Origin of the sequence: Streptomyces sp. JJ36, from assembly GCF_021696945.1 — a bacterium.
Classification (GTDB): Bacteria; Actinomycetota; Actinomycetes; order Streptomycetales; family Streptomycetaceae; genus Streptomyces.
On sequence record NZ_JACYHE010000075.1, the window covers coordinates 1 to 14,145 of the forward strand.

Consider the following 14,145-nt stretch of genomic DNA (forward strand, 5'->3'; position numbering starts at 1 on the left):
CAGGCCCAGGGCCGCGCCCACGCCCGCAGCGCGGCGCGCGCGGCGCCCAGCGCGGGCGCGCCGAACAGCAGTCCGCTCACCAGGCGCAGCGGCACCGTGTGGCAGCGCGCGGCCGAGCCCACGGCGCGGCCGGCCAGCATGGCCTCGCGCGGGAACGCCCGGTGCCGCGGCACCAGGACGTTGTCGACCTGGAGGGTGTCGCTGCCGGTGCCCCGCATGCCGACGGCCGACCAGGTGTCGAGGACCCGGTAGGCGGCCCGGGGCAGGGCGAAGAACCAGGGCTCCTGCCGCCCCTCCGCGCCGGGCACCAGGGCGCACACCAGCGCCCAGTCCGAGAAGCCGACCGCGCTGGTGAAGCTCCACTCGCCGGTGATCCGCCAGCCGCCGGCCACCTCGGTGGCGCTGCCCCGCGGGATCAGGGCGCCGGCCACGGCCGTGTCCGGGCCCGCGGCCCACAGCTCCTGCTGCCCCTCCTCCGGCAGGTAGACGCCCATCCGGGCGGCGCCGGCGAGCACCGAGGCGCACCAGGCGGCCGAGGTGCAGCCCTCGCCGAGCGCGGCGACGGACTCCAGCATCACGGCCGCGCTCCCCGCGTCGCCGCCGAAGCGCTCCGGAACGAAGTGGCGGGCGAACCCGGCGTCCAGGAGGCCCCGGCAGACGGCGGGGGCGAGCGTACGGTCCGCGTCGGCGTCCGCCGCGCACCGGGCCGCCGTCTCCGCGAGCTCCCGGGCCCGCGCGGGCAGTTCCGTGCCGGTCGTCGGCTGACTGCGCATGAGACCCCTCACTTCCCTCGCCGGTGCTGCGGCCCCCGCTCCGGGCGCCGGCAGTGCGGTCACGGTCGCGGCTCGCGGTCGAACCGGTCTCAAGACCGGCTCGACGGGGGCCGGGGGCCCGGGTCAGGCCGGCCGCGGCGCCCCGTCCGCCTCCAGCGAGCGGTGCCGCACCAGCCAGCGGTCGCCGTCCCGGACCAGGTGGTCGCGGCAGCGCAGCGAGCCCCGGACGGCCAGGGCACCGCCGCGCGGAGTGGCCAGCGCCAGCGCGTAGTAGCGGGTGCGGACGGAGCCGTCCGGCTGCGGGTCGACGTCGAGCATCCCGAACCAGTGCCGGAAGTCCAGGCGCTGGGCGGCGATCTGCGCGACCCCGGCGCGTACCGACGCCCGGACGGCCTCCCGCCCCCGCTCCGGCGCCTCCTGGACGGTGGACTCCAGCACCGCGTCCTCGGTGAAGGTGTCCGCCCAGGCGTCCGGGTCCGCGTCCCGGCCCTCCAGCAGGTTCATCTGCCGGGCGTAGAACTGCTGGATCCCGGCGTACAGCTCGGCCGGTGCGTAGCTGGTCATCGCGTGTCCTCTCCGGTGCGGGCGGTCGCTCCGGGCGGGAGTTTGCGCGGCCCTTCTCGAGCACGGGTCGAGCCTGGCGCGGCACCGTCGCGGCACATCCCCGTCACCCGAATCGAGGTATCGCTCATGCGCGTGCTCTTCAACGTCTCGCCCGGGCTCGACCACCTGTATCCGGCCCTCGGCCTCGCCTGGGCCTTCCGCACCGCCGGACACGAGGTGGCCGTCGCCACGGCCGGCGCCTCCGTGGACGCCGCCGTACGGGCGGGGCTGACCGTGCGGGACGTCGCCCCCGGCGCCGACTTCGCGGCCGTCTTCCCCCGCAAGGGCACCCCGGAGGAGCGGGAACGGGCCATGCGCGAGCGCGGTGCGGAGATCACCCGCTCGCAGCAGACGCCGGAGATCATCCTGGAGAAGTTCGGCCGGGTGAACGACATGATGGCGGACGGCACCCTGGAGTACGCCCGGCACTGGCGGCCCGACCTGATCGTCTACTCGCGGCTCCAGGGCACCGCCCTGCTGGCCGCCCGCGACCTCGGCGTGCCCGCCGTGGAGAACGGCTACAGCTTCCTGCGCGAGGGCGACCTGCCGGCACGCCTGCTGCCGCACCTCGCGCCCACCTACGAGCGGCTCGGCGTCCCCCTGGAACTGCCCCTCGTCCAGCCGGTGTACTTCGCGCCGCAGAAGCTCATGCGCGGCGAGGGCGACGGCTGGCCCATGCGCTTCGTGCCGTACCAGGGCGGGGCGGTGCTGCCCGACTGGCTGGCGCAGCCGGCGGAACGACCCCGCATCGCCGTCACCCTCGGCACCATCGTCCCCGGCATCGCGGGCGTCGGCAGCCTCCGCAGCGTGCTGGACGCCGCGGAGGGCCTGGACGCCGAACTGATCCTGGCCCTCGGCGACGACCCGGACCTGGAACCCCTGGGGCCGCTGCCGGACACCGCGCGGGTGGTGGGCTGGACCCCGCTCAGCGCCCTGCTGCCCACCCTCGACGGCATCGTGCACCACGGCGGCTGCGGCACCCTGCTGGCCGCCGCGCACGCCGGGGTGCCGCAGCTCGCCATGCCGTACGGCGCGGACAACTGGATCAACGCGCAGATCATCGAGAGCGCCGGCATCGGCTTCGACCGGCAGCCCGGCCAGGTCGACTCCGCGCTGCTGAGCTCCCTGGCCGGCGACGAGGTGCTGCGGAAGAACGCCGCTGCGCTGGCGGCGGAGCTGGCGGCGGAGCCGGGTCCGGACGCCCTCGTGCCCCGCCTGGTGGAGCTGGCGGGCGCGCACCGGTCCGCGGCGGCCGGTTGAGCGTGCCCGGGCACGCCGGTGCTCCCGGGGGCCCGGGCCGGTCCGCGTGACCCGCCGCGGCGGGCCCCGGCCCTCCCCGGACGGGGTGGTTCGCGTCGTCCGCCGCCGGGCCCCGGCACGCCGGCGCTCTCCGCCGCCGGGCTCGGGCCGGCCCGGGGCGAGTCGCCGCCGGAACGGGGCACGCGCGTGCCCTTGGGGGCTGAGATCTGCCGTGACCGCTCCGGGTCCCCGGCCCCGGGCGATCCGGTGCCCCGGCGCACGGCCCCGGCCGTCCGTGCCGGGGTCCCGGCCCGTCCGGCCACGGCGGGCCGTCGCGGGCCGTCCGCCCCGGCCGTCGCGCCCGGCTCCGGCCGTCTGCCGGCTCCGCACACCGCGCCGCCCTGCGGGGGCCACCCCGTCCTCGAGCCGTTCCCGAGCGCGGCACGAGCGGCGGCCGAGCGGACGCCCGGACCATCCGGCCGCACGGTCAACGAAAGGCAGGCACCCACGTGAGAACGCTCAAGCCCTCCCCGCTCGCGCGCGCCGCGGGACTCCTGGCGGGCACGGCCGCCTTGGTGGTCTCCACCGCCGTCCCCGCCGCGGCGGACGTCACGGTCACCGACCTCGGCACGCTCCCCGGCGGCACCACCAGCCGGGCGTACGCCGTCAACGACACCGGCACGGTCGTCGGCTCCTCCGACGACGCGGCCGGCGTCACCCGCCCGGTGCGCTGGACCCCCGGCGGCCGGACAGCCGACCTCGGCACACCCGCGGGGCATGTCGCCGGCACCGCCTTCAACCTCAACGACCGGGGCGTCGTGGTGGGCCGCTCGGTGGCCGCGGACTCCTCCGAGCACGCCGTACGGTGGACGCCGGACGGCCGGGTCACCGAACTGGAGGCGCTGCCGGGCTCCACCCGCAGCCGGGCCTACGGCGTCAACTCCCGGGGCGTCGCCGTCGGTTTCTCCGCCACCCCCGACCTGGTCTACCAGGCGCAGCGCTGGGGCCGGGACGGCGAGGCCACCCGTCTCCCGCCGCTGCACGGGGACGTCTCCAGCGCCGCCGCGAAGATCAACGACTTCGGGGTGGCCGTCGGCTTCTCCGGGACCGCGGACGGCCGGCAGCACGCGGTGCGGTGGACCCGCGGCGGCACTCCGGTGCCGCTCGGCGGCGTCCTGCCCGGCGACGACTCCAGCCAGGCGAGCTGGATCAACGACCGCGGCGTGCTGGTCGGCAACTCCTACCAGGCGGGCAAGGGCTACGACGGCCCGTTCCACGCGGTGCGCTGGTCCCGCGGCGGGCGGGTCGTCACAGAGCTGAAGCCGCTGCCCGGCCACACCGGTTCGGCGGCGTACGGCATCAACGACCGCGGAGTGGCCGTCGGTTTCTCCTACACGCCGGGCGGCACCTTCCACGCCGTGCGCTGGGAGCCGGACGGCCGGGTCACCGACCTCGGCGCGGTCGTGCCCGGCTCCAGCCAGGCGTACCTGCTCAACGACGCCGGCGACACCGTCGGCTACCTGACCACCGGCACGGGCGAGGTCCACGCGGCGCGCTGGCGCGGCTGACCGGCCCGGCCGGGAAGGAGGAGCACATGACAGGACCGGAAGTGCGGCGGACGGTGCACCGGTTGCGGGTGCGGGCGGCCGCCGGGGACGTCCACCGGCTGCTCGCCGGGCTCGACGACTGGCCGCGGGTCTTCCCGTCCTTCGTCCACCTGGAACGCCTGGGGACGCACGGCGACGCCGAGCGCGTCGGCATGTGGGCGCTCGCCGGGGAACCCGGGCCGGAGGCCGCGGGCGTCGAGCACTGGGTGGCGCTGCGACGCGTCGACGACAAGGCCCGGCGCGTCGAATTCCGGCCGGAGGAGGTCGCCCCGCCGCTGCGGGAGATGACCCGGACCTGGGTGGTGGAGCCGGCCGGCGAGGGGGCCTGCGAGGTCCGTCTCGAGCACGCGTTCCGGCTGCGGGAGGACGACCCGGAGGCGGCCGGCGCGGTGGCCCGTACCGCCGGGGAGATCGCCCGGCGCGAGCTGGCGGCGGTGCGGGACGCCGCGGAGCTCGCCGCCGCCTCCCCGGGGCTGCTGCTGACCGTGGAGGACACGGTGACGCTCGGCGCCCCCGCGGAGCGGGTGTACGCCGTCCTGCGGGACGCGGCGGGCTGGCCCGCCGTCATGGCGCACGTGCTCCGGGCGGACGTGCGGGAGAGCGGCCACGGGGCGCACCTGCTGGAGATGGAGACCCTGGAGCGCCGCGGCGGCACCTTCACCACCCGGACCGCCCGCGTCGGCGTCCCGCACCGCCGGATCGCCTACAAGCAGTTGCTGCTGCCGCCGCTGGGCAGCTCCCACCACGTGTGCTGGGACCTCGTTCCCGGGGCGGACGGCGGCACCGCGGTCGTCTCCCGGCAGACCGTCGTCCTGCACGAGCCGGGCGTCGCCGCGGTGCTGGGAGAGGGCACGGACCTGGAGACGGCCCGCGGTTTCGTACGGGACGAACTGAGCTCCAAGGTGCGGCTGATACTGGACGCCGCCCGGCAGCACCTGGAGTACAAACGGCGGCAGGAACCGGCCGACTCCGCCGGCCCCGTGGAAAGGACTTCATGATGCGAGCGGCAACGCTGGATTCGTTCGGGCCCCCCGAGGTGCTGCGGGAGACCCGGCTGGAGGAGCCGCAGGCCGGGCCGGGAGAGGTCCGGGTGCGGGTGCGGGCCGCCGGGGTGCTGCCCTTCGACGTCCGGGTGCGGGGCGGCTGGACGCCGCCGTTCATCCCGCGGGAGTTCCCGATGGTGCTGGGCAACGAGTTCGCCGGCACCGTGGACCAGGCCGGCGAGGGCGTCACCGGCTTCGCGCCCGGCGACGCGGTCCTCGGCTACAGCGTCCTCGGCTCCTACGCGGAGTACCAGACGGTGCCCGTGGAGCAGATCGTCCGCAAGCCGGACGACATGCCCTGGGAGGTCGCCGCGGGCTTCCCCGGCAACGGCCAGGGCGCCCACATGGCCCTCTCCACGGTAGGGGTGCGGGAGGGCGACACCGTGCTCGTCAACGCCGCGGCCGGCGGCTTCGGCACCTTCGCCGTGCAGCTCGCCCTCGCCTGGGGCGCGGGCACCGTCATCGGCACCGCCGGCGAGCGCAACCACGACCACCTGCGTGCGCTGGGCGCGGTGCCCGTGACCTACGGCGAGGGCCTGGAGGAGCGGGTACGCGCCCTCGCCCCGGACGGCGTCGACGCGGCCGTGGACGCCGCCGGGCCGGAGGCGCTGCGCGCCTCCGTGGCGGTGGCGAAGGACCGCGACCGGGTGGTCACGATGGTGGCCACCGAGGAGGCCGCACAGCTCGGGCTGCGGGACGTGGCCGGCGCCCGCTCGGCGGAGCGCCTCGCCGAGCTGGTGGAGCTGTACGTCAAGGGGAAGGTGACCATCCACCTCCGCGAGGTCTACCCCCTCGCCCGCGCGGCGGACGCCCACCGGGACGTGGGGAGCGGGCACGGCCGCGGCAAGGTCGTCCTCACCCTCGACTGACCGCCGACTGACCGCCGACTGACCGCCGACTGACCGCCGACTGACCGCCGGCCGGCCGCCGGCCGGCCGCCGGCCGGCACACCCGAGCCGGAGGGGCGGGCCCGCACGGGCCCGCCCCTCCGCCGTGCCGCCCGCTCTCGAGGCCGCCTCGACCGTCCTGGAGCAGGCTCGGACCGTCTCGCAGCACGGTCCCCACGAGCCGACGACGACACGAGGTGAGGGCGACATGAAGGGAATCATCCTGGCGGGCGGCAACGGGACCCGTCTGCACCCGATCACGCTCGGGGTCTCCAAGCAGCTTCTCCCGGTGTACGACAAGCCCATGGTCTACTACCCGCTGTCGGTGCTGATGCTCGCCGGCATCCGGGACATCCTGGTCGTCTCCTCGCCGGCCGACCTGCCGCAGTTCCGCCGCGTGCTCGGCGACGGCAGCCGGCTCGGTCTCCGGCTGAGCTACGCCGAACAGCCCGAACCGCGGGGCCTCGCCGAGGCGTTCCTCATCGGGGAGGAGCACGTCGGGGACGACTCGGTGGCCCTGGTCCTGGGCGACAACGTCTTCCACGGGCCCGGCTTCGCCCAGCTCCTGCGCGGCCTGGTGCCGCACACCGACGGCGCGGTGCTCTTCGGCTACCCGGTGGGGGACCCCGAGCGGTACGGCGTGGGGGAGGCCGACGCCCAGGGCAGGCTGCTCTCCCTGGAGGAGAAGCCGGCGCGGCCCCGGTCCAACCGGGCCGTCACCGGCCTGTACTTCTACGACAACGACGTGCTCCGCATCGCCCGCGGCCTGCGCCCCTCCCCGCGCGGCGAGCTGGAGATCACCGACGTCAACAAGGAGTACCTGGCACGCGGCAAGGCCCGCCTGGTCGACCTCGGCCGCGGCTTCGCCTGGCTCGACACCGGCACTCACGACTCGCTGCTGGACGCCTCGCAGTACGTGCAGACCCTGGAGCACCGGCAGGGTCTGCGCATCGCCTGCGTGGAGGAGGTGGCGCTGCGGATGGGGTTCATCGACGCCGACCGGTGCCACCGGCTGGGGCAGGAGCTGAGCAAGTCCGGCTACGGGCAGTACGTGATGGCGGTCGCGGAGTCGGTGCGCGACGGCGCCCTGCGGGCCGGGTCGCTCGCCGGTGCGGCCGACGAGCAGCGCGGCATCCGCGCGGGCGCCGCCGTCTGACCCGGGGCGCCCCCGGTGGTCCGTGCCGAGAACGCGTGGCAGAGGACGGGCCTGCCGGATCGCCGGCGGCGATCCGGCAGGCAGCTGCCCGTTCGTGCTCCAGAATGACGGGATGGTGACGCTGGTAACTCCCCGTCTGATCCTGCGGCGCTGGCGCGAGGAGGACGTGGCACCCATGGCTGCCGTCAACGCCGACCCCGAGGTCATGCGGTGGATCCGGGACGGCAGCGTCCGTGACGAAGAGCAGACCCGCGCCGGGATCGAGGCGTGGGAGAGCGAGTGGGAGTCCCGGGGCTTCGGCCTGTTCGCCGTGGAGACACGGGCCACCGGCGAGCTGGCCGGGTTCACCGGCCTCTCGGTGCCCCACTTCTTGCCGGAGGTGCTGCCGGCGGTCGAGGCCGGCTGGCGGCTGGGACGGTCCCACTGGGGGAAGGGCCTGGCCACCGAGGCCGCTGCGGCCGCCGTACGGTTCGGGTTCGAGGAGTGCGGGCTGGAGCGGATCGTCAGCATCGCTCAGGTGGGCAACGACGCCTCCGAACGGATCATGACCAGACTGGGGATGCGTCCGGTCCGGGAGACCGTCAACCCCACCTGCGGCCGGCGGGTACGGGTGTTCGCGTTGTCCGCGGACCAGTACGTCACCGCCACGCGTTGACGGCGGCCACGAGGGCGGTGACCTCCTTGCCTACGGCGCGTCTCCGGTTCCGGCGGCCACGGCTCGGTGTCTCTGGAGGCGAGCGATGCCGTACGGGGGCGGTGGCAGGGCGGGCCGGCGCGGGCGGCCGGTCAGTGGCGGCCTGCCCCGGCCTCCCGGCCGCCGCCGTCCGGGGGCTGCTCCGCGGCGCCCCCGGAGTCCTCCCCCGGGGAGCCCCCGGCCGCCGCCTCCGCGGCGGTGTCCCGGGCCGTCGCCGCGTCCGCCGGCTCAGCGGCCTCCGCGGCTGCGTCCTGCGCCGCCTCCGGGGCGGTGTCCTCCGCCGCCCCGGCGGCATCCTCCGCCGGCGGCCTACGGGGCATCAGCAGCGCCGGCAGCAGCATCGCCCCGACCAGGCCGAGCACCCACCAGAAGGTGGTGCCGTACGGGCCCGCGCCGGCCTCCCCGCCGCCCGGGGCGCCCGCCCCGCCGCCCGCGGAGGCGCTGAGCGTCACGGACAGCGCCAGCGCCACGGCGGCGGTGCCGAAGGAGGCGCCGACCCGCTGGCCCACCGCGATCAGCACCGTGCCGCGCGGGATGCGGTCGCCGGGGATGTCGCGGTAGGCGGTGGTGATGACGGCGACACCGATGAGGCCGAGCCCCAGGCCGCGGACGCCGAGGGAGAGGCCCAGCAGCAGGTCGGGCGGGCCGGAGGCGAGCTGGGTGAAGGCCACCGTGCCGGCTGCCGCGACCACGGTGCTGCCGAGGATCAGTGTGCGCGGGTCGTAGCGGTCCGTCAGCCAGCCGGCCGCGGAGATGCCCAGCAGCATGCCGAGCCCCTGGGGCGCCAGCAGCCAGCCGGTGGTGGAGCTGTCGTGGCCCAGCACCCGGGCGTAGAACAGCGGCAGCACGAAGAGCGGCCCGTACACGGCGACGCCGTGCAGGAAGATGAGGGCCGACGAGGTGCTGAAGGTGCGGGAGCGGAACAGCCCCACGTCGACCAGCGGGTCCGCGGCGCGCGCGGAGTGCCGGCAGAACGCCGTGATCAGGGCCACGCCGGCGACCAGGATGCCCAGGGTCAGCGGGTCGGTGAGCTGGTCGGCGTCCCGCACCCGCGAGAACCCGTACACGAGGGCCACCATGCCCGGGGGCAGCAGCATCATGCCCCGGCGGTCGACCCGGACCTCGCCGCGCTCGCCGGAGGCGGGCAGCACCTTCCAGGCCAGGGCCAGGGCGATCAGGATGACCGGGACGTTGACGAGGAAGATCCAGCGCCAGCCGGCCGCGTCGATGATCAGTCCGCCGGCGACCGGGCCGAGGATCGGGGCGAGCTGCCCGGGGATGCCGACCAGGCTCATCACCCGGCCGAAGCGCTTGGGGCCGGCGGCCTGAGCGAGGATCGCCTGCACCATCGGCAGCACCATGCCGCCGCCGACGCCCTTGACCACCCGGAAGGCGATCAGGCTCTCGACGGACCAGGCCAGGCCGCACAGTACGGAGCCGCCGAGGAAGACCGCCAGGGCGCACATCCACATCCGCTTCTGGCCGAACCGGTCCACCGCCCAGCCCACCAGCGGGGTGACGAGCGCCAGGGTCAGCAGATAGGAGGTGCTGACCCAGGACAGGGCGGTCTCCGAGGCGTCCAGTTCCGCGCCGATCTCGCTCAGCGCGACGCTGACGATGGTGGAGTCCAGCAGCGAGGCGACGGCGCCGATGAGCAGGGTGCCGGCGAGGACGAGCAGGCCGCGGTCCAGGCGTTCGGGGGGCGAAGTCCGCATGGCGGCAACCTACGCGCGGGTGCTCCAGCCGTGCTCGAGGAGCACTCGAGTTCCGGCCACCCGGCCATCCCGACGCCCGGCCGCCCGGCCACCCCGGCGCCCGCCGGCCCACGCACCCCGGAAGCCGGGCCGCTCCCGCGGGGGCGGCCCGGCTTCCGGGGTGGCGCGGTGCGGTCGTCAGGGCTGCACGACGTCGATGCGGCCCATCTGCCCGCCGGAGGAGTGCCCGAGCTGGTGGCAGTGGTACAGGTACTCGCCGGTGTACGGGCCCCAGGTCATGGCGATCTTCACGGTCTCCCCGGGCGCCAGGGTGACGGTGTCCTTCAGCCCGGCGTCCATGGGTCCCGGCGGCCGCCCGTTGCGTTCCAGCACCCGGAAGAAGGTCAGATGGGTGTGGAAGCTGTGCCACAGGTGGAAGTCCGGCGGGGAGTCCAGCGGCGCCTCGGCGTTGTGCACCGTCCAGATCTCGCTGCTGCCGAGGGTGGTCTGCACGTCCACCCGGTCCGGGTCGTAGAACTTGCCGTTGATGGTCATCCCGGGGAAGGTGCGCAGTTCGAAGAAGCGCTCGACGGTGCCCCGCGGCACGGGCGGCAGCGTCGCCAGCCGGTCGGGCACCAGACTGCGGTCGCGGCACCGGCGGGTGACGTCGAAGCGCAGCACCTCCGGACGCTCGTCCGGCAGGGCCCCGGTGTTCTCCAGCACCACCGACCGGCCGACGGGGTGACGGGAGAAGTCCACCACGATCTCGGCCCGCTCACCGCCCAGCATCAGCAGTTCGTCGCGCTCGACCGGGTGCTCCAGCAGGCCGCCGTCCGAACCGATCTGGGTGAACGGCGTCCCGTCGGCGAACCGCAGCCGGAAGTAGCGGTTGGCGCACGCGTTGTAGACCCGGAAGCGGTACTTGCGGGCGGCCACCTCGAAGTACGGCCGCTCCTTGCCGTTCACCAGCATGTGCGGGCAGTCCGAGGGCCGGGTGTAGCGGAGCGTGCCGTCCGCCTCCACCAGCGCGTCGCGGATCACCAGCGGCACGTCGAACGGCCCGCGCGGCAGCGGCAGCCGGCGCTCCTCCCGGTCGTGGATCAGGTACTGGCCGTGCAGGCCCATGAAGACGTTCTCCGCCTCCAGGTGGTGGGCGTGGTCGTGGTACCAGAGCGAGGCGGCCTGCTGGCGGTTGGGATAGCGGTAGGTGCGGGAGGCGCCCGGCGCGACGACGTCCATGGGCAGGCCGTCGTGCTCGGAGCGCACATGGGCGCCGTGCAGGTGGACCGCGGTGTTCAGGTCCAGGCCGTTGGTCTGCCGCACCACCACCTCGCGGTCCCGGACGGCCCGGATGGTGGGCCCGGGGAAGGTGCCCTGGTAGGTCCGCACCCGGGAGGTGAGGCCCTTCACGATCTCCACGTCCGCCTCGCGCATGCGGATGTCGTACAGGTCTGCGGTGGCGGTCCGCGCGTACGGCGCCAGGGTGCGCGGCACCGGCATGGCGTGGGCGAACGGCTGGGCGGCCGCGGGCTCGCCGGCCGCGGCCCGCGCGGCGGCGGGCAGGCCCGCCGCCGGGAGCAGGGTGGCGGCGCCGCCCACGCCGGCGGCCTTCAGCAGAGTGCGTCTGTCGAGCATGGGTCAGGTCTCTCTCTTTCGCGAGGTCGTCCGGCGTGCCGCGGCACGGGCCCGGCTCGTGCGGGGGAGGGGAGGGACACGGCCGCCCGGCCGCGTACGCCGTGCGGTTCAGGACCCGGCGTCCTGCCGGGCGAAGTCGGTGGTGCGGGCCAGGCCGTCCCAGCGTTCCCACTCGGCGAGTCGCTGCCGCAGCACACCGGGCGCCAGATCGGCCGCGTTGTTCCCGAGCAACAGGCGCAGCGGCGGTTCCTCGGCGTCCACGACGGCGAGCAGCGCCTCGCCCGCCTTCCGCGGGTCGCCGGGCTGGAGGTCGGCGTACGCCCCGGAGAGCCCGTGCCGCCGCTTGGCCAGCACGGCGTCGTACTCCGGCATCGGGGTGGCGCGCACCATGCTCCCGGCGCTCCACTCGGTGCGGAACTCGCCGGGCTCGACCAGGGTCACCCGGATGCCGAAGGCGGCGACCTCCTGCGCCAGGGTCTCGCCGATCGCCTCCAGCGCCCACTTGCTCGCGCAGTACATGCCGAGGTTGGGGTAGGTGGTGACGCCGGCGATGCTGGACATCTGGAGCAGGTGGCCGGAGCCCTGCCGGCGCATCACCGGCAGCACGGCCTGGGTGACCCGGAGCGCGCCGAAGACGTTGACCTCGAACTGGTCGCGGACCTGCTGTCCGGAGACCTCCTCGACACCGCCGGCCAGGCCGTATCCCGCGTTGTTCAGCAGCACGTCGATACGGCCGGTGCGCTCCGCGGCCTCGGCGACGACCGCGGAGACGGCGTCCGGGTCGGTCACGTCCAGGGCGAGCGGCAGCACCCGGTCCCCGTACCGCTCGGCGAGGTCGTCGAGCGCCTCCGGCTTGCGGGCGGTGGCCACCACCCGGTCGCCGGCCTCCAGCACCGTCTCCGTCACCGCCCGGCCGAGACCCCGGGAGGCCCCGGTCACCAGCCAGACGCGGGGGTCGCGGGTGCTCATCGCCCGGCCCGCTTCCGCTCCGCGTGCTCCTTGGCGTGGCCGAGGGTGGCACGGCTGTTGGTGCCCAGGGCGTTCCGCACGAACTCCCGGGCCTGGGGGATCCCGGCGTCCGGGCCGAGCACGGCGGTGATGTTCTCCGGGTTGAGCACCACGGTGTGCTGGGAGGTGGCGGTGGTGACGCCGTCGTCGTCCTCGTCGAGCTGCCAGTAGCCGGTGTGCAGGGTCATCAGGGCCGGCAGCGTGGTCTGCTTGTAGGCGATCAGGTGGTGGGGGAAGCACACCCGTACCGACTCCGTGGTGTGCCGGGACCCGTCCTTGGTGAGCGTGTCCATGCGCAGCACCTGGAGGCCGGGGGTGTCCTCGCGCAGCGAGACGTCGGCCACGTGCGGCAGCCGTTCCTGCCACTTCTGCGCCTCGTTGAGGAAGTCGTACACGTCCTTGGCGGAGCCCTCGATGCGCTCGGTGTCCTCGAAGGACAGGGTCAGCTCGGCGGAGCCGACGGCCACTTCGGCGTTGGCCTTCAGCGCGGCCAGCTCGGAGCGGCTGTTGCGGTCCACGGCCGCGTCGATCCAGGCCAGCTTCTCCGGGTCGTCCCCCTCGGCGCGGTAGTCGTGGAGCAGCCGCACCCGCGAACTCCCGGGGTCCAGCGGCTCGACGATCCAGGTGCCGCCCATCGCGGCGACGGGCGGGGCCGGCACCTCCTGGCGGAACTCGATGCGCCGCTCCGCGGGGTGCAGCACCCGGCGGGACGTCCAGGTCTTCGGCTCGCCGTTGGCGGTGGCCCAGATGCGGATGCGCTCCTCCCGCTCGCCGCGCTCCACATGGTCGACGTGGACGGACGGCGGGAAGATCCGGGGCCAGTTCCCGACCTCGGCGAGCAGCCGGTACAGCTCGCCGGCCGGCGCCTCCACCGTGATCTCGTGCTCGACCTCGCGGGTCATGTCCTTCTCCCTTCGGCTGGGCGGTGGTCGGTCGGGCGGTTCAGAAGTTGCCGAGTCCGCCGCAGACGTTCAGGGCCTGCGAGGTGATGGAGGCGGCGAGGTCGGAGGCGAGGTAGCCGACGAGGCCGGCGACCTCCTCGGGCGTGGAGTAGCGGCCGAGCGGGATCTTCGCCTGGAACTTCTCCAGGATGGCGTCCTCGGTGCTGTCCCAGGCCGCGGCGTAGCCCTGGCGGACCCGCTGCGCCATGGGCGTCTCCACATAGCCGGGGCAGACGGCGTTCACGGTGACGCCGGTCGGCGCCAGTTCGTTGCCGAGGGCCTTGGTGAAGCCGACGACGCCGTGCTTGGACGCCGAGTACGGGGCGCCCAGCACCACGCCCTGCTTGCCGGCGGTGGAGGCGATGTTGATGATGCGGCCGCGGTCCTTGTGCCGCATCCCGCCCGTGTTCAGCACCTCCCGGGTCATCCGGAAGACGCTGTGCAGATTGGTGTCGACGACGTCGAACCACAGCTCGTCCGGCAGGTCGGCGGTGACCCCGCCGCCGCTGCGTCCGGCGTTGTTCACCAGCACGTCGACGGTGCCGTAGCGGTCCACCGCGCGGCGGACGAACGCCGAGACCTCCTCGGCGGAGCGCACGTCGCAGGCCGCGCCGTCCGCCTCCAGGCCCTCCGCACGGAGCTCCTTCACGGTGGCGCGCACGCTCTCCTCGCTGCGGGCGCAGATGAACACCCGGTGACCCTGCTGGGCCAGCAGCCGGGTCACGGCGAGGCCGATTCCGCTGGTCGCACCCGTGACCACGGCGACCCGCTGGTGCTGTTCCGACATGAGCTCTCCCTCGACGGTCCGGTTCGTCGCAGCAGCCGTCAGGCTCACGGCCCGCCCTGGAGGGCCGCTCGAACGCTC

General features: G+C 75.1%; 13 protein-coding genes. 6 read left to right on the top strand and 7 right to left on the bottom strand.

Annotated elements, in window-relative coordinates; genetic code table 11:
• The coding region (locus HOY81_RS22410) for a hydrolase (protein ID WP_237322355.1) at positions 1-773 on the bottom strand (773 nt) is incomplete at its 3' end.
• A 123-nt stretch (positions 774-896) separates the two neighbouring features.
• On the bottom strand, positions 897-1,337 hold the full coding sequence (locus HOY81_RS22415) for a nuclear transport factor 2 family protein (protein ID WP_237322357.1): 441 nt from the start codon (positions 1,335-1,337) through the stop codon (positions 897-899).
• A 126-nt stretch (positions 1,338-1,463) separates the two neighbouring features.
• Between HOY81_RS22415 and HOY81_RS22420 the strand changes: the two genes are divergently transcribed.
• The 6 genes from HOY81_RS22420 (at position 1,464) to HOY81_RS22445 (ending at position 7,963) form a co-directional block, all read left to right on the top strand.
• Positions 1,464-2,636, top strand: coding sequence for a nucleotide disphospho-sugar-binding domain-containing protein (locus tag HOY81_RS22420; protein ID WP_237322359.1), 1,173 nt, complete (start codon positions 1,464-1,466; stop codon positions 2,634-2,636).
• A 488-nt stretch (positions 2,637-3,124) separates the two neighbouring features.
• Complete coding sequence (locus tag HOY81_RS22425; protein ID WP_237322361.1) at positions 3,125-4,183, top strand: hypothetical protein; 1,059 nt, start codon at positions 3,125-3,127, stop codon at positions 4,181-4,183.
• Between the two features lie 26 nt (positions 4,184-4,209).
• Positions 4,210-5,220, top strand: a complete 1,011-nt coding sequence (locus HOY81_RS22430; RefSeq protein WP_237322362.1) for an SRPBCC family protein — start codon at positions 4,210-4,212, stop codon at positions 5,218-5,220.
• Positions 5,220-6,134, top strand: a complete 915-nt coding sequence (locus HOY81_RS22435; protein WP_237322364.1) for an NADP-dependent oxidoreductase — start codon at positions 5,220-5,222, stop codon at positions 6,132-6,134. Before HOY81_RS22430 ends, HOY81_RS22435 begins: the two co-directional genes overlap by 1 nt.
• 226 nt (positions 6,135-6,360) lie before the next feature.
• The gene (gene rfbA, locus HOY81_RS22440) at positions 6,361-7,308 is read left to right on the top strand and encodes a glucose-1-phosphate thymidylyltransferase RfbA (RefSeq protein ID WP_237322365.1); all 948 of its coding nucleotides are present in this window, start codon (positions 6,361-6,363) and stop codon (positions 7,306-7,308) included.
• 112 nt (positions 7,309-7,420) lie between these two features.
• Complete coding sequence (locus tag HOY81_RS22445; RefSeq protein WP_237322368.1) at positions 7,421-7,963, top strand: GNAT family N-acetyltransferase; 543 nt, start codon at positions 7,421-7,423, stop codon at positions 7,961-7,963.
• Between the two features lie 131 nt (positions 7,964-8,094).
• Here the strand turns inward: HOY81_RS22445 and HOY81_RS22450 are convergent, their stop codons facing one another.
• The 5 genes from HOY81_RS22450 to HOY81_RS22470 all read right to left on the bottom strand — a co-directional run bounded on the left by HOY81_RS22450 (position 8,095) and on the right by HOY81_RS22470 (position 14,067).
• Positions 8,095-9,717, bottom strand: coding sequence for a DHA2 family efflux MFS transporter permease subunit (locus tag HOY81_RS22450; RefSeq protein WP_237322370.1), 1,623 nt, complete (start codon positions 9,715-9,717; stop codon positions 8,095-8,097).
• 177 nt (positions 9,718-9,894) lie between these two features.
• Complete coding sequence (locus HOY81_RS22455; protein WP_237322372.1) at positions 9,895-11,331, bottom strand: multicopper oxidase family protein; 1,437 nt, start codon at positions 11,329-11,331, stop codon at positions 9,895-9,897.
• Between the two features lie 108 nt (positions 11,332-11,439).
• Positions 11,440-12,300, bottom strand: a complete 861-nt coding sequence (locus HOY81_RS22460; RefSeq protein WP_237322374.1) for an oxidoreductase — start codon at positions 12,298-12,300, stop codon at positions 11,440-11,442.
• A complete protein-coding gene (locus tag HOY81_RS22465; RefSeq protein WP_237322376.1) occupies positions 12,297-13,241 on the bottom strand; it encodes an aromatase/cyclase in 945 nt (314 codons plus the stop codon). Before HOY81_RS22465 ends, HOY81_RS22460 begins: the two co-directional genes overlap by 4 nt.
• Before the next feature lie 40 nt (positions 13,242-13,281).
• Positions 13,282-14,067, bottom strand: coding sequence for a 3-oxoacyl-ACP reductase (locus tag HOY81_RS22470; protein WP_237322378.1), 786 nt, complete (start codon positions 14,065-14,067; stop codon positions 13,282-13,284).
• Positions 14,068-14,145: the final 78 nt, after the last annotated feature.

Bases quoted from the DNA above. Each gene is read 5' to 3' on its own strand.
- HOY81_RS22415 (WP_237322357.1), bottom strand. From the start codon at position 1,337: ATGACCAGCTACGCACCGGCCGAGCTGTACGCCGGGATCCAGCAGTTC.
- HOY81_RS22420 (WP_237322359.1), top strand. From the start codon at position 1,464: ATGCGCGTGCTCTTCAACGTCTCGCCCGGGCTCGACCACCTGTATCCG.
- HOY81_RS22430 (WP_237322362.1), top strand. From the start codon at position 4,210: ATGACAGGACCGGAAGTGCGGCGGACGGTGCACCGGTTGCGGGTGCGG.
- HOY81_RS22435 (WP_237322364.1), top strand. From the start codon at position 5,220: ATGCGAGCGGCAACGCTGGATTCGTTCGGGCCCCCCGAGGTGCTGCGG.
- rfbA (WP_237322365.1), top strand. From the start codon at position 6,361: ATGAAGGGAATCATCCTGGCGGGCGGCAACGGGACCCGTCTGCACCCG.
- HOY81_RS22445 (WP_237322368.1), top strand. From the start codon at position 7,421: ATGGTGACGCTGGTAACTCCCCGTCTGATCCTGCGGCGCTGGCGCGAG.
- HOY81_RS22450 (WP_237322370.1), bottom strand. From the start codon at position 9,717: ATGCGGACTTCGCCCCCCGAACGCCTGGACCGCGGCCTGCTCGTCCTC.
- HOY81_RS22455 (WP_237322372.1), bottom strand. From the start codon at position 11,331: ATGCTCGACAGACGCACTCTGCTGAAGGCCGCCGGCGTGGGCGGCGCC.
- HOY81_RS22460 (WP_237322374.1), bottom strand. From the start codon at position 12,300: ATGAGCACCCGCGACCCCCGCGTCTGGCTGGTGACCGGGGCCTCCCGG.
- HOY81_RS22465 (WP_237322376.1), bottom strand. From the start codon at position 13,241: ATGACCCGCGAGGTCGAGCACGAGATCACGGTGGAGGCGCCGGCCGGC.
- HOY81_RS22470 (WP_237322378.1), bottom strand. From the start codon at position 14,067: ATGTCGGAACAGCACCAGCGGGTCGCCGTGGTCACGGGTGCGACCAGC.